Source organism: Rhizobium sp. rho-13.1, from assembly GCF_007000305.1.
Lineage (GTDB): Bacteria > Pseudomonadota > Alphaproteobacteria > Rhizobiales > Rhizobiaceae > Rhizobium > Rhizobium rhododendri.
This window is the reverse complement of sequence record NZ_SCFL01000014.1, coordinates 1-25,745: the sequence shown is the minus strand read 5'-3', so window position 1 is coordinate 25,745 and position 25,745 is coordinate 1. Positions and strand designations below refer to the sequence as shown.

Annotated in this window: 28 protein-coding genes; 11 read left to right on the top strand and 17 right to left on the bottom strand. The window is 60.8% G+C overall.

What is annotated here, in order from left to right; translation table 11 throughout:
- Positions 1-158: 158 nt before the first annotated feature.
- Complete coding sequence (locus EQW76_RS22925) at positions 159-1,355, top strand: MFS transporter (protein ID WP_142831488.1); 1,197 nt, start codon at positions 159-161, stop codon at positions 1,353-1,355.
- Between the two features lie 318 nt (positions 1,356-1,673).
- The gene (locus EQW76_RS22920) at positions 1,674-2,666 is read left to right on the top strand and encodes an adenosine kinase (RefSeq protein ID WP_142831487.1); all 993 of its coding nucleotides are present in this window, start codon (positions 1,674-1,676) and stop codon (positions 2,664-2,666) included.
- Here the strand turns inward: EQW76_RS22920 and EQW76_RS22915 are convergent.
- Entirely contained in the window at positions 2,659-3,198 is a 540-nt protein-coding gene (locus tag EQW76_RS22915) for an SH3 domain-containing protein (RefSeq protein ID WP_142831486.1), read from the bottom strand. The genes EQW76_RS22920 and EQW76_RS22915 overlap by 8 nt on opposite strands.
- A gap of 185 nt (positions 3,199-3,383) precedes the next feature.
- Here EQW76_RS22915 and EQW76_RS22910 point away from each other — a divergent pair, with 185 nt between their 5' ends.
- Positions 3,384-4,385, top strand: coding sequence for a D-glycerate dehydrogenase (locus EQW76_RS22910; protein ID WP_142831485.1), 1,002 nt, complete (start codon positions 3,384-3,386; stop codon positions 4,383-4,385).
- 55 nt (positions 4,386-4,440) lie between these two features.
- Here EQW76_RS22910 and EQW76_RS22905 read toward each other — a convergent pair whose 3' ends face one another.
- From EQW76_RS22905 to recF, 3 genes are read right to left on the bottom strand one after another with little or no spacing between them, the layout of a single operon-like run.
- Positions 4,441-4,920: a GNAT family N-acetyltransferase gene (locus tag EQW76_RS22905; protein ID WP_202617203.1), complete on the bottom strand. Its 480-nt coding sequence runs from the start codon at positions 4,918-4,920 to the stop codon at positions 4,441-4,443.
- Between the two features lie 5 nt (positions 4,921-4,925).
- Complete coding sequence (locus EQW76_RS22900; RefSeq protein WP_142831483.1) at positions 4,926-5,711, bottom strand: molybdopterin-synthase adenylyltransferase MoeB; 786 nt, start codon at positions 5,709-5,711, stop codon at positions 4,926-4,928.
- A 45-nt stretch (positions 5,712-5,756) separates the two neighbouring features.
- The gene (gene recF / locus EQW76_RS22895; RefSeq protein WP_142831482.1) at positions 5,757-6,881 is read right to left on the bottom strand and encodes a DNA replication/repair protein RecF; all 1,125 of its coding nucleotides are present in this window, start codon (positions 6,879-6,881) and stop codon (positions 5,757-5,759) included.
- 184 nt (positions 6,882-7,065) lie between these two features.
- On the opposite strand from recF, the gene EQW76_RS22890 reads away from it, so the two are divergent.
- From EQW76_RS22890 to EQW76_RS22880, 3 genes are all read left to right on the top strand, one after another.
- Positions 7,066-7,509 (top strand): SRPBCC family protein, encoded by a 444-nt coding sequence (locus tag EQW76_RS22890; protein ID WP_142831481.1) that lies wholly within the window; start codon positions 7,066-7,068, stop codon positions 7,507-7,509.
- Positions 7,510-7,625: 116 nt separating this feature from the next.
- A complete protein-coding gene (gene dmeF / locus EQW76_RS22885) occupies positions 7,626-8,594 on the top strand; it encodes a CDF family Co(II)/Ni(II) efflux transporter DmeF (protein ID WP_143123262.1) in 969 nt (322 codons plus the stop codon).
- A gap of 30 nt (positions 8,595-8,624) precedes the next feature.
- Positions 8,625-8,900 carry a metal/formaldehyde-sensitive transcriptional repressor gene (locus EQW76_RS22880; protein ID WP_111220898.1) on the top strand — a complete coding sequence of 92 codons (276 nt, stop codon included), beginning with the start codon at positions 8,625-8,627 and terminating at the stop codon, positions 8,898-8,900.
- 74 nt (positions 8,901-8,974) lie between these two features.
- Here the strand turns inward: EQW76_RS22880 and EQW76_RS22875 are convergent, their stop codons facing one another.
- The 5 genes from EQW76_RS22875 to EQW76_RS22855 all read right to left on the bottom strand — a co-directional run bounded on the left by EQW76_RS22875 (position 8,975) and on the right by EQW76_RS22855 (position 16,612).
- Positions 8,975-9,154: a hypothetical protein gene (locus EQW76_RS22875; RefSeq protein WP_142831479.1), complete on the bottom strand. Its 180-nt coding sequence runs from the start codon at positions 9,152-9,154 to the stop codon at positions 8,975-8,977.
- 171 nt (positions 9,155-9,325) lie between these two features.
- Positions 9,326-10,567 (bottom strand): cyclopropane-fatty-acyl-phospholipid synthase family protein, encoded by a 1,242-nt coding sequence (locus EQW76_RS22870; protein ID WP_142831478.1) that lies wholly within the window; start codon positions 10,565-10,567, stop codon positions 9,326-9,328.
- Positions 10,568-10,765: 198 nt separating this feature from the next.
- A complete protein-coding gene (gene dnaJ / locus EQW76_RS22865) occupies positions 10,766-11,905 on the bottom strand; it encodes a molecular chaperone DnaJ (protein ID WP_111220901.1) in 1,140 nt (379 codons plus the stop codon).
- A gap of 90 nt (positions 11,906-11,995) precedes the next feature.
- Positions 11,996-13,918 (bottom strand): molecular chaperone DnaK, encoded by a 1,923-nt coding sequence (dnaK, locus tag EQW76_RS22860; protein ID WP_142831477.1) that lies wholly within the window; start codon positions 13,916-13,918, stop codon positions 11,996-11,998.
- Positions 13,919-14,212: 294 nt separating this feature from the next.
- Positions 14,213-16,612 carry a transglycosylase domain-containing protein gene (locus EQW76_RS22855; RefSeq protein ID WP_142831476.1) on the bottom strand — a complete coding sequence of 800 codons (2,400 nt, stop codon included), beginning with the start codon at positions 16,610-16,612 and terminating at the stop codon, positions 14,213-14,215.
- Between the two features lie 346 nt (positions 16,613-16,958).
- Between EQW76_RS22855 and EQW76_RS30170 the strand changes: the two genes are divergently transcribed.
- The 5 genes from EQW76_RS30170 (at position 16,959) to EQW76_RS22835 (ending at position 18,835) form a co-directional block, all read left to right on the top strand.
- Complete coding sequence (locus EQW76_RS30170; RefSeq protein WP_257623386.1) at positions 16,959-17,087, top strand: hypothetical protein; 129 nt, start codon at positions 16,959-16,961, stop codon at positions 17,085-17,087.
- A 171-nt stretch (positions 17,088-17,258) separates the two neighbouring features.
- Positions 17,259-17,555 carry a hypothetical protein gene (locus EQW76_RS22850; protein WP_142831475.1) on the top strand — a complete coding sequence of 99 codons (297 nt, stop codon included), beginning with the start codon at positions 17,259-17,261 and terminating at the stop codon, positions 17,553-17,555.
- Positions 17,556-17,688: 133 nt separating this feature from the next.
- Positions 17,689-17,877, top strand: coding sequence for a hypothetical protein (locus EQW76_RS22845; protein WP_224129845.1), 189 nt, complete (start codon positions 17,689-17,691; stop codon positions 17,875-17,877).
- A 230-nt stretch (positions 17,878-18,107) separates the two neighbouring features.
- Positions 18,108-18,419, top strand: coding sequence for a hypothetical protein (locus EQW76_RS22840; RefSeq protein ID WP_142831473.1), 312 nt, complete (start codon positions 18,108-18,110; stop codon positions 18,417-18,419).
- A gap of 173 nt (positions 18,420-18,592) precedes the next feature.
- Positions 18,593-18,835 carry a DUF982 domain-containing protein gene (locus EQW76_RS22835; protein ID WP_142831472.1) on the top strand — a complete coding sequence of 81 codons (243 nt, stop codon included), beginning with the start codon at positions 18,593-18,595 and terminating at the stop codon, positions 18,833-18,835.
- Positions 18,836-18,911: 76 nt separating this feature from the next.
- Here the strand turns inward: EQW76_RS22835 and EQW76_RS22830 are convergent, their stop codons facing one another.
- From EQW76_RS22830 to EQW76_RS29465, 8 genes are all read right to left on the bottom strand, one after another.
- Positions 18,912-19,895 carry an SH3 domain-containing protein gene (locus EQW76_RS22830; protein WP_142831471.1) on the bottom strand — a complete coding sequence of 328 codons (984 nt, stop codon included), beginning with the start codon at positions 19,893-19,895 and terminating at the stop codon, positions 18,912-18,914.
- A gap of 471 nt (positions 19,896-20,366) precedes the next feature.
- A complete protein-coding gene (locus EQW76_RS22825) occupies positions 20,367-21,800 on the bottom strand; it encodes an efflux transporter outer membrane subunit (protein ID WP_142831470.1) in 1,434 nt (477 codons plus the stop codon).
- Between the two features lie 325 nt (positions 21,801-22,125).
- Positions 22,126-23,079 (bottom strand): phosphoribosylaminoimidazolesuccinocarboxamide synthase, encoded by a 954-nt coding sequence (locus EQW76_RS22820; RefSeq protein ID WP_143123260.1) that lies wholly within the window; start codon positions 23,077-23,079, stop codon positions 22,126-22,128.
- A gap of 115 nt (positions 23,080-23,194) precedes the next feature.
- Positions 23,195-23,875, bottom strand: a complete 681-nt coding sequence (locus EQW76_RS22815) for a phosphoribosyltransferase (protein ID WP_142831564.1) — start codon at positions 23,873-23,875, stop codon at positions 23,195-23,197.
- A gap of 6 nt (positions 23,876-23,881) precedes the next feature.
- On the bottom strand, positions 23,882-24,628 hold the full coding sequence (locus EQW76_RS22810) for a pseudouridine synthase (RefSeq protein ID WP_224128602.1): 747 nt from the start codon (positions 24,626-24,628) through the stop codon (positions 23,882-23,884).
- 188 nt (positions 24,629-24,816) lie between these two features.
- Positions 24,817-25,023, bottom strand: coding sequence for a hypothetical protein (locus EQW76_RS22805; RefSeq protein ID WP_142831467.1), 207 nt, complete (start codon positions 25,021-25,023; stop codon positions 24,817-24,819).
- A gap of 150 nt (positions 25,024-25,173) precedes the next feature.
- Positions 25,174-25,515, bottom strand: a complete 342-nt coding sequence (locus tag EQW76_RS22800; RefSeq protein ID WP_142831466.1) for a hypothetical protein — start codon at positions 25,513-25,515, stop codon at positions 25,174-25,176.
- A gap of 28 nt (positions 25,516-25,543) precedes the next feature.
- Positions 25,544-25,745, bottom strand: a 202-nt coding sequence (locus EQW76_RS29465; RefSeq protein ID WP_203452800.1) for a hypothetical protein, incomplete at its 5' end; no start/stop codon positions are given.

The window sequence follows — 25,745 nt, the reverse complement described above, 5'->3', positions numbered from 1 at the left end:
ACCCGGATACATTGGCCGTTGCCAACCTCGAATGCTGTGGCCGCCGCTTACCTCGGTCACGAGCGGGATGCTGCATTGCATAATCGGCACACCCTGTGACCTCGACAAGATAGCCGAAGCGTGACGTTCTGCGCGCTTATGCCAATGTGAGTCTTTTGATGCCCAATTCGCAGTCGTTGCCTGAAATCCATCGCGGCACCATACCCTTGATGGCCGCCGCCTGTGGCGTAATGGTCGGCAATATCTATCTCTGCCAACCGCTGCTCGGCCAGATCGCCGTTAGCTTTGGCGTTCCCGAGCATGTGTCGTCGCTGGTTGCGGTAGCGACCCAGGTCGGCTACGCGTTCGGCATTCTCCTGCTGGTGCCGCTTGCCGATATTGCCGAGCCACGCAGGTTGCTGCGCTGGCTGATGGCGCTGACGGCGATCGGCCTTCTCGGAGCGGCGCTTGCGCCAGGTATTGGCGTGCTTATCGGTGCCAGCGCCTGTCTTGCGCTGGTCACCGTCGTGCCACAGGTGCTGATACCGCTCGCCACCTCGCTGGTGCCGGCAGAAAAGCGGGGCCGGGTCGTCGGTACGATGACCACCGGCCTGGTCATGGGCATCCTGTTGTCGCGCACAGTCTCCGGTCTTGTGGCGGGATATACCGACAGCTGGCGTGCGTCGTACGGCTTGGCTGCGGTTCTCACGCTGATCCTTTTCTTCTTCGTTCCGGCCTTCATGCCGCAGCGACCGCAGATGATGCAGAAAATGAGCTACGGCAAGCTGCTGGCCTCGCTCGTGCCGCTGTTGAAGCACCGGCCGCTGCTGTTGTCGATGGGAATGAATTTCCTGGCTTTCGGCGCTTTTTCGGCTTTCTGGGCGACGCTGGCATTCCATCTCGCCAGCCCTGCCTTCGGACTCGGAGCCGCCGCTGCCGGCCTTTTCGGGCTGTGGGGTGCCCCCGGTGCGTTGATGGCGCCGATTGGAGGGCGACTTGCCGACCGCTGGGGTTCCTCGCGGGTGAATGCTCTTGCCTTCTGCGCCCTGCTCGCCAGCTTCGCGATTGCCGCCACCCTGGGGACGACGCATCTTCTGGCATTGGTCGTTGCCGTCAACCTGCTCGATTTCGGCTTGCAGAGCGGCCAGATCGCCAACCAGACGCGGATATTTGCCATCGGTCATGAAATCCGCGGCCGGCTGAACACGATGTATATGGTTTCGACGTTTTCCGGTGGTGCACTCGGTGCATTCGCCGGCGGCATGGCCTGGACGCTTGCCGGCTGGATCGGCGTTTGCATCGTCTGCGTCTGCCTGATCTGTCTCGCAGCAACGCTGCTGGGTGTTTCGCTCTTCTTCGAGGGACGTCGATCCTGAAAAAAGGCACAAAAAAAGCGGGCACTGCCCGCTTTTCCGCAGCCGGTCATCCCGGCGGTCTGCTTCCATCGCCGTCTGCCAGTACATCCGTGGTCAGCGCGTTCAATGGAAGCCAGGGGTCACACCCCAAGCGATAAAGGCTCTAACGATCTGTCGACCGTCCATGCCTCTCGCCTGATGGTTAATTACACGGCGAAAGTGACGGCTCTGTGACCAGTTGGCATTTCTTGGGCGGGCGGTGGCGATTCCGCCTTCCAAACTTTTCAAAACCCGATATGACCGGACACCGGCGAAGACAGTGACCGGGGTTCCATTTTGATGACACGTTTCGATGTACTCACCGTTGGCAATGCCATCGTCGATATTATTGCCCGGTGCGACGACCAGTTCCTGATCGACAACGCCATCACCAAGGCCGCGATGAACCTGATCGACGCCGAGCGTGCCGAATTGCTCTATTCCCGCATGGGACCGGCCATCGAAGCCTCTGGCGGCAGCGCCGGCAACACGGCGGCAGGCATTGCCAATTTCGGCGGCAAGGCTGCCTATTTCGGCAAGGTAGCCAAGGACCAGCTCGGCGAAATCTTTACCCACGATATTCGCGCGCTCGGCGTCCACTATGAGACCGCGCCGAAAGAGACGTTGCCGCCCACGGCCCGCTCGATGATTTTCGTCACCGAGGACGGCGAGCGATCGATGAACACCTATCTCGGTGCCTGCGTCGAGCTCGGACCCGAGGACGTCGAAGCCGATGTCGTTGCCGATTCCAAGGTCATTTATTTCGAGGGCTATCTCTGGGATCCGCCGCGCGCCAAGGATGCGATCCGCGAATGCGCCCGTATTGCCCATGAAAACGGCCGCGAGGTGTCGATGACCCTCTCCGACAGCTTCTGCGTCGGCCGTTACCGGGACGAATTTCTCGAGCTGATGCGCTCTGGCACCGTCGATATCGTTTTTGCCAACCGTCAGGAAGCACTCAGCCTCTACGAGACAGAGGATTTCGAGGAAGCGCTGACGCTGATCGCCCGCGATTGCAAGATTGCCGCTGTGACAATGAGCGAAGACGGGGCTGTCATCCTGCGCGGCAGCGAGCGCTACGAAGTCGACGCCATCGAGCTGGACGAGCTTGTCGACACGACAGGGGCTGGCGATCTGTTCGCCTCCGGCTTCCTCTACGGCTACACGCAGGGACGGGAACTCCGCGATTGCGGCAAACTTGGCTGCCTGGCGGCAGGTACTGTGATCCAGCAGATCGGCCCCCGGCCTGACAAGTCTCTGTCGAAGCTGGCCAAGGAAGCCGGGCTTATTTGAAGGCCTCTCCGGGATAGGCGCCCCAGATTTCCGATTGCGCCACCCAGCCCTCGGTTCCATCGGTCGTCGTCTTGCACCAGGTGCCGTTGCATTCGCGCACATCGAGGACGACGCCGGGCTCGAGCTTGGCAATGACGGAACTCGACGGCTGCGGATCCCGGCGCATGTTGACGTAGACTTCCTTGCCTTTGCCCTTCATCCACGGGGCGGCGATCGCGGCGCGCGAGCCTGACAGCAGCGACTGGTTGACCCAGCCCTCCGTGCCGTCGGCATCCCGTACCTGGCGCCAGTTGTCGTATTCCTGGATGATTTCGACTGGCAGGCCTGCGCGGGTATAGAGCCATGAGACCGCGTAATCGCTGCTCGGGCCAATGCGCAGGTTGACGCGCTTCGATTTCAGCGTCACGAAGCGTGGCAGCGGCAAGCCGCTGGCACCCTTGGCTGCCTGAGCGTTGGCAATCTGGATCGAGCCGGCCACCATCATCAGGCCGAGTGCCAATGCCGTACAGGATTTGAACATGGTGCTCCGCATCAGAATTCCGTTCGATTGTCGTGGCGCGCTGCCCGGGCGCGCTTCGTTCCGGCCATCCGCAAATGCGTGGACGCCGAAAGCGACTTCTGTTTGTCTTCGACTGCGGGTCTGGTAGAACTGCCCGCAACGTTAAAATTATGTCTGGTCTTGGTTAAGGACCTCTGAACAAGGCATCGCAGGGCGTCATGACAACGAAGAAAAAACCAAAAGTCTATCTGACGCGCAAACTGCCCGACGCGGTCGAGACGCGGATGCGCGAGTTGTTCGACGCCGAGCTCAACATAGACGACAGGCCGCGCACCGCCAGCGAACTGGTTGCGGCGATGCAGACGGCCGATGTGCTCGTACCGACGGTGACCGACAGGATCGATGCGGCCCTTATCGAACAGGCGGGCCCGCAGCTGAAACTTATTGCCGGCTTCTCGAACGGCACCGATCACATCGACGTGGACGCTGCGGCGCGAAAAGGTATCACCGTAACCAACACGCCGGGCGTGCTGACCGAAGATACTGCCGACATGACGATGGCGCTTATCCTCGCCGTGCCGCGGCGATTGGCCGAGGGCGCGCGGGTGCTGACTGACAAGCCCGGCGAATGGGCCGGCTGGTCGCCGACGTGGATGCTCGGCCGCAGGCTTTCCGGCAAGCGTATCGGCATCGTCGGCATGGGCCGCATCGGCACCGCCGTCGCTCGCCGTGCCAAGGCCTTCGGCCTTTCGATCCACTATCACAACCGCAGCAAAGTCAGCCCGGAGACCGAGGACGAGCTGGAGGCGACCTACTGGGACAGCCTCGACCAGATGCTCGCCCGCGTCGATATCATCTCGATCAACTGCCCCTCGACACCAGGCACCTATCATCTGATCTCGGCAAGACGGCTGGCGCTGCTGCAACCAACCGCCTTCATCGTCAACACCGCGCGGGGCGACATCATCGACGAGCCGGCCCTGATCAACATCCTGCGCGACGGCAAGATCGCCGGCGCCGGCCTCGACGTCTTCTCCAACGAGCCGGCCGTCAACCCGAAGCTGATCAAGCTCGCCAACGAAGGCAAGGTCGTGCTCCTGCCGCATATGAGCTCTGCCACCATCGAGGGCCGCATCGAGATGGGCGACAAAGTGATCATCAACATCCGCGCCTTCATGGATAGCCACAGGCCACCCAACCGGGTGTTGCCGGGGCGCTGAGTTTCCTCGGGTCAGGCCCGAGGATCCGCGGGCAAGCGCTCGTCTTTAGCGATGGCTAACCTGCCGGCAGCAAGGACTTCCGCATTTCGATCGAGGTGGTCCGGTCGAAGCCGGGATGGGCGTTTTCGGCGGTCTTGCAAAAACCCAAGGCGGCAAATGTTGCGTGATTTTCGACGAGTTCGATACGTGTTTCGAGCCGCAGCGCCGGAAGTTTTTTGCGCCGCTCGAGCTGTTCCGCAGCCTCGATGAGCCTTCGACCTATACCTCGGCCCTGCAGTGTCGGCAGAACCGCCAGCTTGCCTATGTAGAGGCAATCGGGTTCCAATCGACAAAATATACAGCCGGCTAAGATCTTCTCCTGCATGGCTATAAAACTGATTTCGGCTCCGGCCTTTTGTCGCAATGACTGGGCTGTCAGGGCTTTTGCCGACGAGGGTGGGTCGATGCGGCCTTCCATGCCGGCAAATGAGATCTGGATGAGCGTCAGCAAGGCGTCCCAACCGGTAAAGTCTTCGTCCAGTCGGTGCAGTTCCAGGCCGCTCATGATCCAGCGGTGCCACCCACCTTAGCCGGCTTGGTGCGCCTTGCATAACGGATGGTGTCGAACCTTGCAGCAAGCGCGTCGTAGAGCAGCAGCCGGCCGATCAGCGGTTCTCCGATGCCAGTAACGAGCTTGATGGCTTCCGTCGCCATCAGCGTGCCGATGACGCCGGTGAGCGCGCCTATGATGCCGGCCTCGGCGCAGGAGGGGATCAGGCCCTCCGGTGGCGGGGCTGGAAACAAATCGCGGTAGGTCGGGTTGAGACGGCCGTCAGGGCCGGTTTCATAGGGCTTCAACACGGTCAGCGATCCGTCGAAGCGGCCGACGGCACCGGAAACGAGCGGCTTGCCGGCGGTATGTGCGGCGTCAGCAGCCGCATAGCGGGTATCGAAATTGTCGGAGCCGTCGACCACGAGGTCGAAGCCGGCGAGTTGCCGCATTGCCGTCTCGGCTGCAAACCGCTCCTCGAAGCGGATGGTGCGGATATGGGGGTTCAGCCGCGCGATGGCGTCAGCGGCACTTTGCGTCTTCAGTTCGCCGATGGTACCGGTGTCGTGGATCACCTGGCGCTGCAGGTTCGACAGCGATACGCGGTCGTCGTCGGCGATGCCGAGCGTGCCGATGCCGGCGGCGGCCAGATATTGCAGCACCGGCGCCCCGAGGCCACCGGCGCCGATGACCAGGATACGGGCTGCCTTCAGCTTCTGCTGGCCGGCGCCGCCGATCTCGGGCAGCAGGATATGGCGGCGGTAGCGCTCGATTTCATCGGGGTTCAAGGGTTCCATGTCATCATCCTATCATTCGCATCCGGCTCGCGCAAAAGCGGTGCGTCATGGCTGGACGGCACCGTGATCGACGCCCAGGAACTGGGCGCGCTCACCGAGCGCCGAAAACATGCCCCGGTCGGTGCCGGTCATGAAGGCCTGGCCGCCGAGACCGTCGATCAGGTCGAACAGCGCCGCCCGGCGGTTTTCATCGAGATGGGCGGCAATCTCGTCGAGCAGCAACACGGGCGCGTGGCCTGTCAAATTGCCGACCAGTCGGGCATGCGCCAGCACGAGACCGACCAGCAGAGCCTTCTGTTCACCGGTCGAGCAGCGCCCGGCGTCCATGTCTTTTTCGAGATGGCGAACCTTGAGGTCGGCGCGGTGCGGCCCATCCAATGTTCGTCCTGCGCCGGCGTCGCGGCAGCGGCTGTCGCGCAGCATGTCGGCATAGCGGTCCTCGAGATCGACGGCGGGGCCATCAAGCCCGCCATCGAGAAAACCGGAGAGGGTGAGGGAGGCCGAGGGAAAGGGGGTCGCCTCGCGGCTGGCGTCGATCAGGCCCGACAGCAGTCCGAGCATCTCCTCGCGGGCAATCGCCATCGCAATCCCGAGGCTTGCCATCTGCTGCTCGATGCCGGAAAGCCAGGCAGGGTCGAAACGACCTTCGGAGAGCAGGCGGTTGCGGCTGCGCATGGCGCGCTCGAAATCGGTGGCCCTGCGGCCATGTGCCGGATCGAGCGACAGGACCAGCCGGTCGAGAAAACGCCGGCGATCGGAGGAGCCGCCGGTAAAAAGTCCATCCATGGCAGGCGTCAGCCAGGCGACGCGCAGGTGGTCGGTCAATTCGTCGACGGTTCTGGCCGTGGTGCCGTTGATACGCAGGCGGCGGACTGCTGTCTCGTCCGTGGTATCGACGCCGGTGCCGATCTCGACACCGCCGTCCATACCCTCAATTTCCGCAAAGATGGAGAAGCCATTGGCCGCCCCGACCCGGGTGATATCCCCATAGGAGGCGCGCCTGAGGCCGCGGCCCGGCGACAGCAGCGATACTGCTTCCATCAGGTTCGTCTTGCCGGCCCCGTTATTGCCGGTCAGCACGACGTGCCGCCCGTCCAGATCCAGCGCCGCTGCCGCATAGTTGCGGAAGTCGGTCAGTTTCAGGCGCGAGAGAGAGACCTTATGCGGCATCGGGATCCGGGATTCGTGTGTCCGGTGAGAGCTATGCCGATCAGTGCGGAATGGCAAGGTATGGCGGGGAAGCTTGTCGTGGGACAGGCGTTTTGGTGGGAAGGGGAGTTATCCAAGAAGGGATGTTGGCAATCGAATATTCGCGTCTATGATGGCAATCTAGCAGGCCTGAGGGGGGATGATCATGCCGAATAGTGTAAATCTGCACCGTGTGCTGGCGACCAGCCCGGACAAAGTCTATCGCGCCTTTCTCGAAGCGGACGCGCTGGCAAAGTGGCTCCCGCCCAATGGCTTTGCTTGCACGGTGCATCACCTTGAGCCGCGCGTTGGCGGTAGCTTCAGGCTATCCTTTCGCAATTTCTCAAGCGGCAAAAGCATCAGCTTCGGTGGCGAATACAGAGAACTGGTTGAAAATCAGCGGCTTCGTTACACGGACAGTTTCGAAGATCCAAGCCGGCCCGGCGAGATGGAGGTCACTGTCGTCTTGAAGACTGTGTCCGTCGGCACCGAACTGGTGATCGTTCAGGCAGGCATTCCCGACGTCATTCCGGTCGAGATGTGCTATCTCGGCTGGCAGGAATCCCTTCGTAATCTGGCAAAGCTCGTTGAACCCGATATCGCCGATTAGTGATTGAGGTCTCAAGGGATGTAAGGCATCGGGCCACGACAGAGGCCTCGGCTCAACCTTGCGGCCACGCGCCAAATAGGGTACCCCCCTATTCTACCAATCAGGAATTTTCCAACATGACCCTGTCGCACGATCACTGCCGCACGTTGGGCGCTGCCCATGACCATTTGTTTCTCGGTGAAAACCATGCTCGCAACGAGCGTCGCACCTGGCTCGTCATTGCCATCACGGCATCGATGATGGTGATCGAGATCGTTGCCGGGAATATGTTCGGCTCGATGGCGCTGGTGGCGGATGGCTGGCATATGTCCACGCATGCTGCAGCCATGCTGATCGCCGCGCTGGCCTACCTTTACGCCCGCAGGCACGCCAATAACCGGCGGTTTTCCTTCGGCACCGGCAAGCTCGGCGACCTCGCAGGCTTTGCCAGCGCGGTTGTGCTGGCGCTGATTGCGTTGATGATTGCGTGGGAAAGTTTCTTGCGGCTGCGATCGCCGGTTTCCATCAACTTCCAGGAGGCGATCTTCGTTGCCGTGGTCGGCCTGCTCGTCAATATCGTCTGCGCGTGGCTTCTTAGGGACGATCACCATCATGCCCATGGTCACCACCATGCCCATGATCATGGCGCACATCACGACGATCATCACGGACATGGGGGCAAGGACCAGAACCTGCGCGCCGCCTATGTCCATGTGCTGGCGGATGCGCTGACATCCGTTCTGGCGATAGGCGCGCTCGTGCTTGGCAGCATTTATGGCTGGCTCTGGCTCGACCCGGCCATCGGCATCGTCGGCGGTATCGTTATTGCGCGCTGGTCCTGGGTGCTTGTTCGCGACAGCGGACGTGTTCTGCTCGATTACCAGAGCGATGACGAGGACCTGCCGGAGGAGATCAAGGACATCATGACCCGCGAGGGGGTGGAGATCCTCGATCTACACGTCTGGCAGCTCGGGCCCGGCCACCACGGCGCCATCGTTTCGATCGTCGCCGATCACCCGCACGCGCCGTCTTACTACCGTGAAAAACTGGCTGCGATCCACGATCTTTCGCATGTGACGGTTGAGGTCGAAGCCCGTGCGGCCTGAGCACCGGAGCGCTGCCGGGAGGGCATCCAGATGAGCCATACGATCCGTGAAAAGCAGAAACTCATCAACCGGGTTCGGCGTATCCGCGGCCAGATGGAAGGCGTCGAACGGATGCTGGAGGACGAAAAGGGCTGCGAAGAGGTGATGCAGCTGATCGCGGGCGTGCGCGGTGCGATCAATGGTCTGATGGGCGAGGTGATGGAAGATCACATCCGCATGCATCTTGCGGCAGCGGACCTCCGCCAAGCGGAGCGCGAGGAAGGCGCGGCGGAACTCATCGATGTCGTGCGCACCTATCTGAAATAGCAACGCGAGGTGAGGGGCTTTCTCCCCCCGATACTTGCCGTCATTCTGCCGGCCGCGTCACCCTCCTGCAGACCTCAATGCGCAAGCGGTGACCGCGAGGATTGAGCGTCTTCCTGCCGGCCCTTTGTCCGGGCGCTCGCCGCGTCTTCCAGGAGCTTCGCGAAGTCGCCCAGCGGCACGCGGTCGGCGCGCAGCATCAGGCGGATCATCGGGTCTCTCAACATCTCGGACATGGTCAATTCGGTGGCGTGCATGGCGATCTCCTCGTTTGCCGAAGAGATAAACGGGGAGCATTACAACCGGGTGTCAGCCAATTGACATTACGGTGGTGAAATCGTGGCCGGAATGTTTCCGTCCGGGAACTGCCTCAGCCGACTGGCAGCGTGGACATGCACCTCGCCCGGCCGAAACTCGCAGGAGAGCGCCTAAACGGTCATATCGAGCGTCTTCTCCTTCTCGATGTAGGCTCGCTGCTGGTCGGTGATATAGTCGCGGACGATCGGGGCGGCATCGCGGGAGCGGGATAGCTGCATGTGAAACACGAGCTGGCTTCCCGTGCGGAACATCATCTCGGCGCTGATCAGATAGAATTCCCACATCCGGGCGAAACGCTCGTCATAGAGGGCCACCACCTTGTCGCGGTTGGTCTCGAAGCGGGATGCCCAATGCTGCAGCGTCGTCGCGTAATGCACGCGCAGGAATTCGAGGTCGGTCACCCACAGGCTGTTGCGCTCGACGACCTCGAACACTTCCGACAGCGCCGGCGAATAGGCGCCGGGGAAGATGTATTTGCGCAGCCAGGCGCTGGCCATGCCGGGTGGGCTCATATGGCCGATGGAGTGCAGCACGGCGACACCGTCATCCGGCATCAGCGAATTCAGCTTGGCAAAGAACTCGTCGTAATGATGGACGCCGACGTGCTCGAACATGCCGACCGAGACGATGCGATCGAAAGACCCGATGACATCGCGGTAGTCGCGAAGCTCGAACGTGACGCGGTCGCCAAGGCCTGCCTTGCGTGCCCGCTCGGTGGCAAGTGCCTGCTGTTCGCGGGAAAGGGTGACGCCGAGAACCTCGATGTCTTCCAGCTTGGCGAGATAAAGCGCCAGATCGCCCCAGCCGCAGCCGATATCGAGGACTTTCATGCCTGGTTTCAGACCGAGCTTGCTGGCCAGCAGCCTGAGCTTGTTGCGCTGCGCCTGCTCCAGCGTTTCGCCAGGCTCGCGGAAATAGGCGCAGGAATAGAGCATGTTTTCGTCGAGGAAGAGTTTGTAAAACTCGTTTCCGATATCGTAGTGGTGGGCGACGTTCTGTTGCGCCTGGCCCTTCCTGTTCGACTGCTGGCGCTTGCGGAACCTCATCTTGATAGCACGCAGCACCTTCTGGATCGGATAGGAGCCCAGCGACAGGCGGTTGATCGAGAACAGCGTGAGGAAGTCGCGCAATGTCGATCCTTCCTCGAAGCGCATGGTACCGTCCATATAGGCCTCGCCGGCAGCCAGCTCGGCATTAAAGACCAGTGTCCTGTAGAGTTTTCTGTCCGTCAGCCTCATCGTGACGTGGGGGCCTTCGGTGCCGGAAAATACGTGGCGCTTGCCGTCTGCGTCGATGACCGTCAGCCGGCCCTTGCGAATGAAAGCCTTCATCATATGCGAAAGCGGAAACATGCAGTTTCTCTCGTCAAATCACCGCCTCGGCTGAGTTGCCGGGCTCAATTAGTATATCCTATCATTGGGTTGACGAAAAAGGCGAGAGGTATTGTGACGCAAAACCAACCTGTCGCCCGCAATGCATCTTCAGCTCAACGAACAAAGCCGGCTGCGTTTCCGCAACCGGCTTCAAGTCTCAAAATCCGGCCGAGATGCCTACTCGCTGAGGGTGTCGAAGAAATCCTTCATGCGGGCGAAGAAGCCTGTCGATTCGGGATTGTTATCCTGTGAAGAGATCTGTTCGAATTCCTGCAGCAGCTCGCGCTGACGCTTGGTGAGCTTCTGCGGAGTTTCGATCTGCACCTGGATGTAGAGGTCGCCCACCTGGGCCGAGCGAAGAACGGGCATGCCCTTGGCCTTAAGCCGGAATTGCTTGCCGGCCTGCGTGCCCTCTGGAACGGTGACCCGCGACTTGGTACCATCGAGGGTCGCAACGTCGATCGTGCCGCCGAGTGCTGCGGTCGTCATGGAAATCGGCACGGCGCAATAGAGGTCAGCCCCGTCGCGCTGGAAGAATTCGTGCGGCTTGACCGACAGGAACATGTAGAGGTCGCCGGCCGGGCCGCCACGGGTGCCGGCTTCCCCTTCGCCCTGCAGGCGGATGCGGGTGCCGTCCTCGATACCGGCCGGAATGTTGACCGACAGCGAGCGCTCTTCGGTAACGCGACCCTGGCCCTGGCACTTGGTGCAGGGGTCGGGAATGATCTGGCCGCGCCCGTGGCAGGTCGGGCAGGTACGTTCGATCGAGAAGAAGCCCTGGGCTGCGCGCACGCGACCGGATCCCTGGCAGGTCGAGCAGGTTTTTGGCTGGGTGCCGGGCTTGGCGCCCGAGCCCGAACAGACGTCGCAGGTAATGGAGGTCGGAACACGGATCTGCGCGGTCTTGCCGGCAAAGGCTTCCTCAAGCGAGATTTCCATGTTGTAGCGAAGATCGGCCCCGCGTTCGCGTCCGCCGGACGAGCGCTGGCGCTGGCGCCCGCCACCCATCATTTCGCCGAAGATGTCTTCGAAGATATCGGAGAAACCGCCGCCGCCGCCCATGCCGCCGCCAGCATTGCCCATGCCGCCATGTTCAAAGGCCGCGTGGCCGTATCGATCATAGGCTGCCCGCTTCTGCGGGTCCTTCAGCATCTCGTAGGCTTCGTTCAATTCCTTGAACTTGCGCTCGGCTTCGTGATCACCCGGGTTCTTGTCGGGGTGATGCACCATTGCCAATTTGCGAAACGCAGATTTGAGCTCTTTGTCGTCCGCAGAGCGCGAGACACCGAGAATTTCGTAATAGTCTGCTTTAGCCATGCAGGATTAGACCCCGGAAATGGATTTCCGGCTGCCAAAAGGCAGCCGGACTTAAGTTTCCGCAAAACCGTTTCGGCTTGCGCTTGTGACTTATGCGGACTTCTTGTCGTCCTTGATTTCCTCGTAGTCGGCGTCGACGACGTGGTCGTCAGCGGCAGAGTGCCTAGCGGCATCGGCTGCTGCTGCGGCCTCATCGCCACCCTGCTGAGCTTCGTAGATCGCCTGGCCGAGCTTCATGGACGCTTCCATCAAAGTCTGGGTCTTCGCCTTGATGTCCTCGGCGTCCGGCTCGGAGGCTTCGGTTGCACTCTTCAGCGCCGCAATCGCGTCGGCAATCGCCGTGCGGTCGGCTTCCGAAACCTTGTCGCCAAAGTCCTTCAGCGACTTCTCGCTGGAGTGGATCAGGCTTTCGGCCTGGTTCTTGGCTTCTACGCCGTCACGACGCTTCTTGTCGGTCTCGGCGTTGGCTTCGGCGTCCTTGACCATCTTCTCGATCTCGGCGTCGGACAGACCGCCCGAGGCCTGGATGCGGATCTGCTGTTCCTTGCCGGTGCCCTTGTCCTTGGCCGAAACCTGGACGATGCCGTTGGCGTCGATATCGAAGGTGACTTCGATCTGCGGGACGCCGCGCGGAGCTGGCGGCAGGCCGACGAGGTCGAACTGGCCGAGCAGCTTGTTGTCCTGCGCCATTTCGCGTTCGCCCTGGGAAACGCGGATCGTCACGGCCGACTGGTTGTCGTCTGCGGTCGAGAAGGTCTGGCTCTTCTTCGTCGGGATAGTCGTGTTACGCTCGATGAGGCGCGTGAACACGCCGCCGAGAGTTTCGATGCCGAGCGACAGCGGCGTCACGTCGAGCAGCAGGACGTCCTTGACGTCGCCCTGCAGAACGCCGCCCTGGATGGCCGCGCCCATGGCAACGACTTCGTCTGGGTTGACGCCCTTGTGAGGCTCCTTGCCGAACAGCTGCTTGACGATTTCCTGAACCTTCGGCATGCGGCTCATGCCGCCGACCAGAACGACTTCGTCGATCTCGGCTGCGGTTACGCCGGCATCCTTAAGGGCTGCCTTGCATGGCGCAACTGTACGCTGGACCAGATCGTCGACCAGGCTTTCAAGTTTGGCGCGGGTCAGCTTCAGCGTCAGGTGCTTCGGGCCGGTTGCGTCGGCGGTGATGAAGGGCAGGTTGATTTCAGTCTGCTGCGACGACGACAACTCGATCTTGGCTTTTTCAGCGGCTTCCTTCAGGCGCTGCAGTGCAAGCTTGTCGCCCTTCAGGTCGATGCCGTTGTCCTTCTTGAACTCGGCTGCCAGATATTCAACCAGGCGCATGTCGAAGTCTTCGCCGCCGAGGAAGGTGTCGCCGTTGGTCGACTTCACTTCGAAGACGCCATCACCGATTTCGAGGATCGAGATATCGAAGGTACCACCACCCAAGTCGTAGACGGCAATGGTCTTGCCTTCCTTCTTGTCGAGACCGTAGGCAAGTGCTGCTGCCGTCGGCTCGTTGATGATGCGCAGCACTTCGAGACCGGCGATGCGGCCTGCATCCTTGGTGGCCTGACGCTGCGCGTCGTTGAAGTAGGCTGGTACGGTGATGACGGCCTGGGTGACCTTCTCGCCGAGATAGGCTTCAGCCGTTTCCTTCATCTTCTGAAGGATCATCGCGGAAATCTGTGCAGGGGAATAGCCCTTGCCGTTGGCTTCGACCCATGCGTCGCCATTATCGCCCTTGACGATATTGAAAGGGACGAGGTCCTTGTCCTTGCCAACAGTCGGATCTTCGAAGCGGCGGCCGATCAGGCGCTTGACAGCGAAGAGTGTGTTCGTTGGGTTGGTCACCGCCTGGCGCTTGGCCGGCTGACCGACGAGGCGTTCGCCGTCTTCGGAGAAAGCCACCATCGATGGGGTCGTACGCGCGCCTTCTGCGTTCTCGATGACCTTGGCGTCCTTCCCGTCCATGACGGATACGCAGGAATTCGTCGTTCCAAGGTCGATACCAATTACTTTTGCCATGTCATTCTCTCCATTGAAGCAGACTGTCGAAACCCCTGTCAGGCATTTCTGGGACAGCCCCTTACGGGATAGTCTTGCGGTTTGCGCAGTCTTAGCTGCGGTGATGTCGGCTATATAAGTAGCGATTTTGCGGACTGCAAGGCAGGAAATGAAGCGGAATCCGGCAAAGCCCATGCTTTATTTCAAGGTGTTGCAGCTTCTGACTGCAACCCTGGAAAGAGGCGTGAACCCGCATCAGACCAGCCCTTAGTCCATCCTGCAAGTGGCAACGGTCAAATCAAACGTCAAGGGGTGTTATCGGCCCATGAGATAGTCGAGCAACGTGGTTCGGCGAGGTCGCGCATCGGACGGCGATTCGCCGATATCGGCAGGCGGTGTCGGGCTTTGCGAGGCATAGGGGTTGCTGTCCGCGCCGGGTCCGACCGGCGGCATGTCGACAGGCTCGTCGTTGTTGGCGATAGCAGCCGGTGCCTGCTGGGGCACAGCAGCGGGTCTTGCCGACACTGCCGGATTGACCGGCGCCGGAGGATAGGTGCCGGCTGGAGAATTCGCTGGCGTCTTCGGAGGAATGTTGCCGGTTGTGGGGCCGCCGAGCACCCCGGAGATGATGCCCGAGATCGTAGACTGGTCGCCGGCATCGCCGCCGGACTGCGCCATCGGCATGCTGCCGTCGATCACCTGGCCGCCGCCGAACAGCGGTGCTGGCGTCAGGCCCTTGTGGGCAGCGATCATGAATTCCTTCCACGCCTTTGCCGGCAGGCTGCCGCCGGTGACCTTTTTCATCGACTTGCCGTCGTCGTTGCCAAACCAGACGCCTGTCGTAAAGTCGTTGGTGAAGCCTACGAACAGCGCGTCGCGGAAGGATTGCGTCGTGCCGGACTTGCCGGCCGTCTGCCAGCCTGGAATCCGGGCCGCCTTGCCGGTGCCCGATGCCATGACGCCTTCCATCATGTAGTTCATGTTGGTAACGACGCTCGGGCTGAGGACGCGGGGCGGATCGCTGAAGTTCGCGGTATAAAGCACCTTGCCGGAGGCAGACGTCACCTTGGTGATGACGTGCGGCGTGGCCTTGTAACCACCGTTCATGAAGGCGGCGTAGGACGATGTCAGCTCCAGCAGCGACACTTCGGATGTTCCAAGCGCGATCGAGGCATTGTCCTGCAGTTCTGAATCGATGCCGAGGCGATGGGCGAGCTTGATCACGTTCGGCGGGCCGACCTCCATCACCAGCTGCGCTGCGATGGTGTTGAGAGAATGGGCGAGGGCAGTCGCCAGCGTCACGACGCCGGAATATTTCTGCTCGTAGTTTTCCGGCGTCCAGTTGCCGATCTTGATGGGCGCATCATTGCGCACGGATGTCGGCGTCAGGCCCATTTCCATCGCCGCAGCGTATACGAATGGCTTGAAGGCCGACCCCGGCTGGCGCTTGGCGGTGACGGCTCGGTTGTACTGGCTTTCAGCATAGTCGCGACCGCCGACCATGGCGCGGATAGCGCCTGTTCCTTCCACAGAGATCAACGCTGCCTGCGAGGCATCGAGCTTCTTGCCATCGTGATCGAGCACATCGCCCAGCGCCTGCTCGGCCTTGGCCTCCATCGCCATGTCGATCGTGGTCTCGACGACGACATCTTCCTTGATCGGGCCGATCAGGCCCGGCAGCTGGTCCATCACCATGTCGGCCGCATAATTCTGGGCGCCGTTCCAGAAACTCTTGGCCCGGGTCGGAGGGGCTGCCAGTGCCGTCTTGATATCGGCGTCCGTGACATAGCCCTGGTCGCGCATCGCTTGCAGCACGACTTGCTGGCGAGCATGGGCTGCTGCTGGATCGCGGATCGGCGACAGTTTCGAGGGCGCCTTGACGAGGCCGGCCAGCATCGCGGCTTCGCCAAGGTTCACATCACGGGCAGATTTATTGAAATAGCGCCGCGAGGCGGCCTCGACGCCAAAGGCATTCGAGCCGAAGAACACGCGGTTGAGGTACATCGCAAGGATCTGGTCCTTGGTGTAGGTGTGCTCCAGCCAGAGGGCGAGCAACACCTCCTGGACCTTGCGCTCCATCGTCCGGTCGGGCGACAGGAATAGGTTCTTGGCGAGTTGCTGCGTGAGGGTCGACCCACCCTGGACCGTGTGGCCGGTCAACAGGTTGGTCGTGAACGCGCGGGCAAGGCCGATGGGGTCGACGCCGAAATGCGAATAGAACCGCCGGTCCTCGATGGCGACGATGGCCTCGGGGATGAAGGGCGACATGTCCTCGAGGGCAAGGGCTTCGCCGCCGGTGGCGCCGCGGTTGGCGAGCGACGTCCCGTCCATGGCGTTTATCTTGACGTTGGGCGGGCGGGCCGGAATCTGCCACGTGCTGGCGCTCGGCATGCGCGACCCATAGTAGAGGACGATGCCGGCAACGCCGATGCCGCCCCACAAGGCGAGCACCAGACACCAGTATATAAGCCGACGGATAAGGCCGATGAAGCCAAGGCCTTCGCGGCGCTGCGGTCTGTTGCGGACTCCGCCACGCCCGCTCCGGGCAGTCTTTCGACCCTTGGGATATTTTTCGCGCGCCTTGCCGGAGCCCTTAGCGGGAGAGCCACCGACTATGCGATCGTCGGCGTCGATCGTCAGCTCGTCGTCATCGCGGTCGGGCTTGCCGGCGAAGGACGGTTCGATGCGCTGACCTGATCTGCCTTTTCCTGCCATTGCGGACCGGTCAACCCTTCGGTGATGATGCTGCACGCGGGCCGACAGGCAAAGTCCCTGCAAAAAGGTGCCCCACGACCCAGCTGTCGGTTGAACTTTAAATGCGGCGATTTAAGGGGATGTTAAAGGCGGCACGGGTTTTCCATATCCCGATCAACAGTTTGTGGTCGGATGTGTGCTATTTGATAGGCAAGCCGAAATCCTCTCTTCATTTGGGCCTCTACCTCTCCGCGCAATGAACGCTCCCGTTCTGTGTCGGAGAGTCAATATCTTTGAGCGTGGCCCCACTCGACTTCCTGCATGTTCGATGTTTCATTTGCATTCTATGGAGCCGAGGGGGCGGTCGATGAGTATCGAGTGGGACGAGCGTAAGGCGAGGCGGGCGCAACTGCACAAGTTTGCTGCGGCTCTGGCAATAACCTGCATGATCGCGGCACTCCCCATTCTCGTCGTCGGGATGCGGATCGGTTTGTAGTTTTCACTGGCGCTGCAGGGTGCAGACATCTTTGCGGTACCTTATAGCTTCCACCCGTGCATGCATTCGTATCTCCGAAACCTGATACTTCATCTCTTCCTTGTGGAACACAAATGCTGCTCGCGCATTTGGTAAGCGACTGCATATTTTTTGTTCAATGAGGGATCGATTATGAAGATTTTTGCCACAGCGTTTCTGACTGCGTCCATGGCGATAGGTTCGCTGTTTGCCGTATCCGCTCCGGTAGCTGCCGCTCCGCTGGCCCCAGTCCAGATCACACAGTCGTCCGACGTGGTGCAGGTCCGCGACGAACGCTGGCGCCACAATCGCCATGAGCGCCGGAGCTGGCGTCACGATCGTCGTGAATTCCGCCATGGTCGCGGAGAGTGGCGTCGTGATCGCGGCTACCACAACCGTCGCGAATGGCATCGCCATCATCGCCGCAACGGCGTCATCATCCGCCTGTAACAAGTCTGAAAAGAGCCCTTCGGGGCTCTTTTCTCGTTATGCGCAGGCTCATTCCAGATTCCTTATACAAGGCGGAACGAATGGCGGGCGGTGTCGTTAGTCCAGGTGCCGCTAATTGATGAAGGAGAAATCCATGCCTAATCGCGATCCTCTTCCGCAGCCAGACGCCGAGACGCCACGGGGTCCTACGTTTACGCCGGGTATCCCCGACCGGACGCAGGAAAAGCCGGCCGTGCCACCGATTATCCAGCCGGAAGACGACCTGAACCCGAACGATCCCGTCGCTGCAACAATCCGGCCCACGCCGGATGCCGCGATCTGACTGTCGATCGATAAAATTAGCCTATTCGTCGGGCGGCGCACGCGCCGCCCGACCCACGTCTGGACAGCAATCGTGCTGGCCCCAAGGGCCCGGAAACAATTGTTGCACTGCAAAAATCAACAACTGCATTGCACATCTCACGCCCCTCTGTATTTTCGGCATGAGTTGGCGTCCTGTTTGGACTACCGCCGTTGCAGCACCGTCCTGCTCCCCAAGAGGTCTATGTCACCATGATCGTGAAAATTGCCAACCTGTTCGTCGCAGGTTCCTTGTCCCTGTGCGCCCTCTCAGCACCGGCATATTCCGCCGAGCTTCGTTCGGCAACCAAAGCTGAAATCGTCAAGCACCTCGGTCCTAACGCTGCAGGCAAGACAAATGCCAACGGCTTCACCTACAAGGAAGGCAGCAGCAAGGGCTACAAGGTGTCGAACGGTAGCATTTGCATCCGGTCGCCAAATGGCAGCACCGGTTGCGCCAAGATCCTGACAGATGGAACCAACTTCAAGATGCTGACCGCCGATGGCGCAAGAGGCAATTTCTAAGGCCAGCATTTCAGCCGCACATCTTTGCCATCTGGTCCTTCGGATGACCAAGCGTTGCTGCCCGGCTCCCCCGTATTTCACCGGTTGTGTTTTTATCGGGACTAATGGACAATGTCATTTGCGCGTCATCGAGGAGGATGACGCTCAAGCATAGGTCAGGAGGAGACAGGCTCATGCGACACGTTAAATGGAGCAATCCGGTAGAGGTGGGTTTCAGCCAGGATGACGCCCGGGTGATCAGTGGTCCATCCGATGCGTTGCACTGCCTGATGGACATGTGGCCTGATCGGCGCGGGCCTCTTTATGTGGCTGCGCGCAGCGTCTGCCGTGCTGCGATAGCAGGCCGGCGGTCAGCCGAGGAAGCTCGTGAGATCTTCATGTCGGCAACGCGCGAAGCAGACCTGACAACTCACTAAAACGGTCGCAAGCTGACGCGCCCTGCGGGTCAGGTAGGACAGGAGGACTCAGAGAGACCTCCTGCATCTTCAATGCTCAATTGTGCGACGAGTGCGGCTCGTTGCAGGCAGGGCCGGCGTCCGGGCACACTATGACCTGACCATCATTACGACGAATGACGCGCGGCGGCTCGCTCCTGCCCGGCTGCTGAGCCTGCGGCTGTGGTTGCGGACGAGGGGCCTCGGGCTGAGCACGCGGCGGCGGCGGAGCAGGCTGCTGCGGAGGCTGAGGCTGCGGCGGCTGTGGCTGGGCCTGTGGAGGCTGCTGACGCGGCGGCTGGCCCTGGGGAGGCTGGTCGCGCTGCGGCCGTTGCTGCTGCTGGGGTTGCTGCTGATCTTGCTGATCCTGCTGCTGGCGCCTGCGCGGCGGCTGGTTGTTGTCGCCGTCGAAGTTGCCCTGGTCGGGGTCGCCATAGCGCTGACCAGCGTCGCCGTCGCCGTCGCCATAACGCGGACGGTGGCGGGGTGGCGGGTTGTCATCGCTCTGGTAATTGTCGCCGTAGTCCGGCTGGCGCTGGTGGCGCCTCTGCCAGTTACCCTGGTCTTCGTCCTGCGGATCGTAAACCGGCGGCGGTGGTGGCCGGCGATAGATCGGCTGGCCGCCATTGCGCTGCCAGTCCGGACCCTGCGCCCAGCGATCACGGTCGCGGTAGAAATCCCGGCCGCGATAGTTGCGGTCCCAGTAGTTGTCGAGATCGAAGGTGATTGTCGGGATGCCGAGCGGACGGTAATACTGCGGACCGACATAGATACGCCGCTGCTGGTATACCGCCTGAACGTAACGACCTGCGACCCAACCGCGACCGCCGTCAAACGAGACGTCGCACCAGGGAAGGTCTGCAAGGCAGCCGTTTATCCTGAGTGGAGCGCCGATCGGGATGAGCGTGACAGCCGGATAGGCAGTACTCGGTCCGGAACGCATGTTGACGTTCGCCGTCGAGAAGCCCGAGGCAGCCTCGGCGATCGCCGGCAAGGCCAACACGCTGCCCAGGGCTGCGGTGGCCAGAAGTAGTTTCCTCATGTGTCTCCTCCGTGGGACGTCTTGCAGCAATGATTCGAGGGGCTGCTTTCTCTCGTCTTGTAAGAATAGATGCATGAACGTAACTTGAACGCTGAATGGCACTACCATCTTGAAATGCGCCCCCTGCCAAACCATTTATTCTGAAGCCACATAGCGACGAAAAAGCCCGGGGAGCAACGCTCCTAGCGGCAGCGGCGGGACAGCGTTAACCTTTTGTTAACCTATCGCGCCCAGACTGTGTGCAAATCTGCTTTCGCTTTGACCACGGATGTACTGGCATTGTTTCGAAGCAGGTGACGAAAGGCCGGATCGTTCCGGCCTTTTTGTCGTTTTGGTGCATGTCGTATCCCGCTATATTGTCCCGACAATCCAACCCCTGAATTGCCTCCCCCAAAACGAAACCGCCGCAGGCGGTGCTGCGGCGGGTTCAATGTGTATAAAAGGGTTAGGCGGCGACGCCCTGGTAGAAGCTTACATCTTCTTCGAGGCCAGGGTTACCGGGGTGACCTTGTCCGGGCTGGCTGGGACATAGCCTGCACCGATCGCAACGTTCAGCGACACATAGTCGGCTGCACTGGTCTGCACGGCAGCTGCAAGGCTTTCCTGTGCGGATGTGACCTGAAGCTGCGCAGTGATGACGTCGAGCAGCGACGATGCGCCATCCTTGTAGCTGGCAGTCGAAAGCTGCAGCGCTTCGCGGTAGGATTTGACCTGCGCACGGAGCGCCGAGATCGTCTGTGCATCGCGGGTAACGGCCGAAAGCGCGTTCTCGACATCCTCGACAGCCGACAAGACCGTGGACTTCCAGGAGAGGTAGGCTGCACGGGCGTTCGATTCGGCGATCTTGACATTGGCGCGCAACAGGCCGCCGTCGAAGATCGGCAGGTTGAGCGTCGGGCCGAATGACCAGGTGGTGAGGCCACCCTTCGTGCCGCCGGATTTGATGTAGGAAGGCGAGATCGAACCGCTCAGCGAAATGCTCGGATAGAGCTGCGCTTCGGCAACGCCGATTTGGGCTGTAGCTGCTGCCAGCTGACGTTCGGCCTTGCGGATATCGGGACGGTTGCGGACGAGATCGGCCGGAACGCCTGTTGTAACATTGCCACGGAAGACAGGCTGTCCGGTCGACGACTGCATTTCGGCAATGACGGTGGCCGAAGGGACGTTCAGCAGGGTAGCAATGTGATGCACCTGCTTGCGGAAGGCGATTTCGTTCGGCGGCAGCTCCGCGAGCGACGAGTTGACGAGGCCCTCGGCTTGAACGACGTCCAGACGTGATGCGGCGCCGGCCTGCAGCTGGAACTTCGTCAGTTCGAGCGTTTCGCGGCGGGACTTGAGGTTCTCGTTGGCGACGCCGATCAGCGCCTGATAGTAGCGGGCCGTGATGTAGCTGGTCACCAGATCCTGCAGATAGGCCAGACGGGTCACATCGACGGTGGCATAGGCTGCATCGAGCGTATCGAGTGCGCCTTCGCGGGCACGACGATATTGTCCGAACAGGTCGAGAAGCCAGGAGGCCGTCAATTCGCCGCTGCTGGTGTGCTGCGTCGCCTGCTCGGTACGGAGCTTGCCCTTCTGGCCGCTCACCGTCTGCGCCGCAGTGCCTGTCAAGCTGGGGAGACCCCCTGCGCCGGCAACCGTGACGTCGCCTTCATAAGCGACCGTGGCTTCGAGCGACGACAGGATGGAAACGTTCTGGGCGAGGCCTATGTTGACGAGGCCGTTGAGCTTGGTGTCATGGTAGTCCATCCACCACTTGCGGCTCGAAACGTCATCGTTCGACTTCGTGCCGCCTTCCGAGAATTTCGCCGGAAGAGGCATCACCGGCGGCTTATGATCTGGGCCGCTGACGCAACCTGCCAGGATAAGCAGCAGGGCAGGAGCAGCTGTACGAATGGAAACCATCACTTTATTTCCCACAATTCTAATTACTATCAGTGCGTTAACGAAGTTTTCATAACTCCGTGTCAATATCGTACACATTCACGGTCCGCAAACGGGTAGTCGAAAGTCGCGACAATCTAGCAACGGCGATTGCAAGATCACAGCCCCTCTGCCAGATTCTGAGGCGTGATTGATCACACAGAGGTGTGAAACCGCGTCTTGCAGGGACGAATTTTTTCAAGTGTTGCAAAAAGCATACCCTGTCCGTCGGTCGCCGCGACCGTTTCGGGTCGACTCGCGTTGCCATTTGGCTCGGACAATAACGGTCGCAAAATTGCAAGACCGTTCATGCTGATTTCGGAAAATAGCTGGCCAAGCTTGCGCGAACCCGTGCCAGCGGGCTCTCGCCACGATTGTCGGGGACAAAGCGTGTAGCCGTTATTGCCTCGTAGGCGGCGATGTAGACTTTTGAGGTCTGTTCCACCAATTCCAGAGGAATTTGAGGTATTTCGTCCCGATACGGGTCGCAGCGCTCGGCGACCCAGCTGCGGACGAAGTCCTTGTCGAAGCTTGCCGGGCGGCTGCCCTTCTCGAAGCTTTCCTGATAGCTGTCGGCAATCCAGTAGCGGCTGCTGTCCGGGGTGTGGATCTCGTCGGCAAGAATGATGGTGCCGGCCTCGTCTACCCCGAACTCGTATTTCGTATCGACCAGGATAAGACCGCGTTCCAGCGCCATCTGCTGGCCGCGTGCAAAGAGCGCAAAGGCATACTCTGACAGCGTCTTCCACTGCAGTTCGGTCAGCAATCCGCCCCCGATAATTTCGGTGGGCGTCAGCGGCGCGTCGTGACCGCCGTCGAATTCCTTGCTGGTGGGTGTGATGATCGGCTGCGGCAGGATCTGGTTGTCACGCATGCCGTCGGGCAGCGTCGTGCCATACATGGTTCGCTCGCCTTTCTTGTAGAGCGTCAGAATGGATGTGCCCGTGGTGCCTGCCAAGTAACCGCGAACAACAATCTCGACGGGGAGGATGTCCAGCCGCTTGCCGACGACGACGTTCGGATCGGGATAGGCAACAACGTGGTTGGGGCAGATGTCCTTGGTCGCCTCGAACCAGTAGCGCGCTGTCTCGGTCAGTACCTGACCTTTGTAGGGAATGCAGGTGAGGATACGGTCGAATGCACTCAGCCGGTCCGTGCTGATGATGATGCGGTTGCCGTCGGGCAAGTCGTAGTTTTCCCGCACCTTGCCGCGATAATAGTTCGGCAGTTCAGGAAAATGGGCTTCTGAAAGGATGCGCAAGGGGACCACCAATCGGCTGGGCATCCGGTTTCAGGATGCGCGTTGTCCGCCGATCCATAAATTGCCAGTCGCCGATGTCAACCGCGATCGCTGCGTTGCGGGCAGAACGACAGCCTCAGGACGAGGCCGGCCGCTGCCAGCCGCCGCCGTCTGCCGGCTCGAGGAGAGGCGTCGCCAGGACGCCGACAACCCGCTCTGTCCATTTCCGATCGAGCGCGCCGAGACGCTGCCGCCAGCGCTCCGACTGCAGCATCGCCGCGCCAATCACAACCGGTTCGACGCCGCATAAGGTCATCAGCTCGAGGCCGGCGGCGATCGAGGTTCCGCTGGAGATGACGTCGTCGACCAGGGCCACGCGCTTGCCTTCGATCAACGGCAGAAGGCGAGGGTCTATGAACAGGCGCTTCCGATCAGACGTGGTGATAGAAGACATATCCACCGAAAATTCGTCGCGGTACCAGAATTTTCGCGACGTCCCGAGCGGGACATACCTGCTGTGGCCGAGTTGGCGGGCGACGGCGGAGGCGAGCGTCAGTCCGAGGGTCGGCAGGCCGACGACGACATCGATGGCAAAGCCGGAAATCCGCTCGGCGAGCACCCTTGCCAACGCATCCTGCACGGCAAAGCTTGCCTGATTGATGATCAACGAGGCCAGTGCGTGGCGCCCGTCGGCAAGCACGCGGATCGGAAGGCTGATCCGGCCGCCATCGAAAGCGGCGCTGTAGCTGTCGTGGAAAGGCCCGGCGATCTCGGGGCCGGGCGGATCGATCTGCTGCCAGAAGTCTTCGGGCTGCATCATGGTCTAGCGTCTCCGGCCGGGTTCGCTGCGCTTTTCCATGCCGCTTGCCTGCCTCAGCCCTCTGACCTCCGTCTCCGTCAGCGCCCGCACATTGCCCTTGGAAAGATCTCCGAGTTGCAGATCCCCGAAACTGACGCGCACCAGCCGCAGGCAGGCAACGCCGAGAACATCGAGCATCCGGCGGATCTGGCGGTTGCGCCCCTGCCGCAGTTCGACCTCTATCCATGCATTGCGATCTCCATGGCGCAGCACCGTTGCCGAGCTCGCCGTCAGCCATTCACCGTCCGAGGTGACGCCGGAGATCATCCTCGCCAGCCGCGTTTCGTCCATCTGCTGGTCGATCTGCACATGGTAGGTTTTTGCGACATGGGTGATGGGGTCGAGCAGCGCCTGTGCCAGCACAGTATCGTTGGTAAAGAGCAGCAGCCCTTCGCTGGCCTTGTCGAGCCGGCCGACCGGTGAAAGATGCGGGACGTCGAAGGTCTTCAGGCAATCATAGACGGTCGGTCTGCCCTCGGGATCGTGGCGCGTGGTCACCAGGCCGCGCGGCTTGTTGAGCATGAGATAGACTTTCGTCTCTGCCACCACGGCGATTCCATCGACGGCAATCTGTGTGTGGTCGAGATCGACCCAGGCGGCGGTGTCTGTGACGGTGCCGCCGTCGACACTGACACGGCCTTCGGAAATCAGTGCTTCTGCCTGGGTTCGCGAACAATAGCCGAGCTTCGAAAGTGCCCGGGGTAGCGTCACCCTTTTGCCGTCCGTTGTCTCGCGATTTTTGCCGCCACGGTCATGTCGTTGCGGAGATTGCCTTTGGCTCACCGGTCCGTCCTGCACTTGGTATCTCTGCAGCCGGTTTGGCATGTCAGGCGGTTACATGCAAACGGTGCGGGCGGGCGGGGGCAGGGAAGCAACCACTCACATGGATCCCGTCCGCATCAGTGATGAATGAGAAAGCCTTCGAGGTCCTCGCGGCTTACCTCTACGCCGGCGGCGGCCAATGCCGGGTCCGGGTGGGAATAGATGAGGTTCGGAATGTCGGGAAGTTCGAGTGCCTGCCGCATGCTCATGATGCCGACTGCCCGGCTGATGCCCGCCTTCACGACGCTGACTTCGACGATACTTTCCGGTCTGGCAGTCTGCATGATTTCCTCCCGCACTTTTTTCTTATCGTTAGGCCCCGAATTGCGTTGTATAAGCCATCAGTAAATCATGTATTGCACTCAATACAAAGGCCTGCCGCATGGGCAGGCCTCGTTTTGGTCATTTATACCTTCCATTTACACCAAAGTCGGTTAGCGCCACCAGGTGCGCTGCGGTTCCGGCTGGGAAGCGCCCGCCAGCAGGTAGCCTGCGGCAAGACCGAGAAGGCCGACCACAACGAGCGCGGTGGTCGTCGCGGCTGCATGCTCCTTGGCGGCCTCTGCTGCGGCGGCGCTTTCAGCTTTAATCTGAGCTACGGCGTTTTTGGCCTTGGGTGCCGCGTCGTCGTACAGTTTCCCGGCCTTGTCGCGCAGGTCGCTATAGGCTTCCGAGCCCTGCGCTGCCACCAGCTTCTGAAGGCGGGTGATTTCCTGCTGCAGAGCGCTGATGTCCTTGCTCATGCCATTCTTGATGTCGTCAGTCGTGGTCGCCATGTTGGCCTCCGTTTATCCATAGGCCCCCTTAACAGCACGACGAGCGTTTTGGTTCCGTCTCTAGCCCGGTCCCATTTGGATTAAGAGACTGGATTTGGATCTTGCGCCGGATTTCAAGGTCGGTGATTTTTGACCATTTGGACAAGATTTGGTGTTTTGTGGTTTGCGTCTGGCAGTCCGAGGTGGCGTTGATTTTGGTGTGTTGATAAAAATGTTCTGAATAGTTGTTT

Coding starts and splice junctions, on each gene's coding strand:
- EQW76_RS22925 (WP_142831488.1), top strand. CDS start 159: ATGCCCAATTCGCAGTCGTTGCCTGAAATCCATCGCGGCACCATACCC.
- EQW76_RS22920 (WP_142831487.1), top strand. CDS start 1,674: ATGACACGTTTCGATGTACTCACCGTTGGCAATGCCATCGTCGATATT.
- EQW76_RS22915 (WP_142831486.1), bottom strand. CDS start 3,198: ATGCGGAGCACCATGTTCAAATCCTGTACGGCATTGGCACTCGGCCTG.
- EQW76_RS22910 (WP_142831485.1), top strand. CDS start 3,384: ATGACAACGAAGAAAAAACCAAAAGTCTATCTGACGCGCAAACTGCCC.
- EQW76_RS22900 (WP_142831483.1), bottom strand. CDS start 5,711: ATGGAACCCTTGAACCCCGATGAAATCGAGCGCTACCGCCGCCATATC.
- recF (WP_142831482.1), bottom strand. CDS start 6,881: ATGCCGCATAAGGTCTCTCTCTCGCGCCTGAAACTGACCGACTTCCGC.
- EQW76_RS22890 (WP_142831481.1), top strand. CDS start 7,066: ATGCCGAATAGTGTAAATCTGCACCGTGTGCTGGCGACCAGCCCGGAC.
- dmeF (WP_143123262.1), top strand. CDS start 7,626: ATGACCCTGTCGCACGATCACTGCCGCACGTTGGGCGCTGCCCATGAC.
- EQW76_RS22880 (WP_111220898.1), top strand. CDS start 8,625: ATGAGCCATACGATCCGTGAAAAGCAGAAACTCATCAACCGGGTTCGG.
- EQW76_RS22875 (WP_142831479.1), bottom strand. CDS start 9,154: ATGCACGCCACCGAATTGACCATGTCCGAGATGTTGAGAGACCCGATG.
- EQW76_RS22870 (WP_142831478.1), bottom strand. CDS start 10,567: ATGTTTCCGCTTTCGCATATGATGAAGGCTTTCATTCGCAAGGGCCGG.
- dnaJ (WP_111220901.1), bottom strand. CDS start 11,905: ATGGCTAAAGCAGACTATTACGAAATTCTCGGTGTCTCGCGCTCTGCG.
- dnaK (WP_142831477.1), bottom strand. CDS start 13,918: ATGGCAAAAGTAATTGGTATCGACCTTGGAACGACGAATTCCTGCGTA.
- EQW76_RS22855 (WP_142831476.1), bottom strand. CDS start 16,612: ATGGCAGGAAAAGGCAGATCAGGTCAGCGCATCGAACCGTCCTTCGCC.
- EQW76_RS30170 (WP_257623386.1), top strand. CDS start 16,959: ATGAGTATCGAGTGGGACGAGCGTAAGGCGAGGCGGGCGCAACTGCAC.
- EQW76_RS22850 (WP_142831475.1), top strand. CDS start 17,259: ATGAAGATTTTTGCCACAGCGTTTCTGACTGCGTCCATGGCGATAGGT.
- EQW76_RS22845 (WP_224129845.1), top strand. CDS start 17,689: ATGCCTAATCGCGATCCTCTTCCGCAGCCAGACGCCGAGACGCCACGG.
- EQW76_RS22840 (WP_142831473.1), top strand. CDS start 18,108: ATGATCGTGAAAATTGCCAACCTGTTCGTCGCAGGTTCCTTGTCCCTG.
- EQW76_RS22835 (WP_142831472.1), top strand. CDS start 18,593: ATGCGACACGTTAAATGGAGCAATCCGGTAGAGGTGGGTTTCAGCCAG.
- EQW76_RS22830 (WP_142831471.1), bottom strand. CDS start 19,895: ATGAGGAAACTACTTCTGGCCACCGCAGCCCTGGGCAGCGTGTTGGCC.
- EQW76_RS22825 (WP_142831470.1), bottom strand. CDS start 21,800: ATGGTTTCCATTCGTACAGCTGCTCCTGCCCTGCTGCTTATCCTGGCA.
- EQW76_RS22815 (WP_142831564.1), bottom strand. CDS start 23,875: ATGCAGCCCGAAGACTTCTGGCAGCAGATCGATCCGCCCGGCCCCGAG.
- EQW76_RS22805 (WP_142831467.1), bottom strand. CDS start 25,023: ATGCAGACTGCCAGACCGGAAAGTATCGTCGAAGTCAGCGTCGTGAAG.
- EQW76_RS22800 (WP_142831466.1), bottom strand. CDS start 25,515: ATGGCGACCACGACTGACGACATCAAGAATGGCATGAGCAAGGACATC.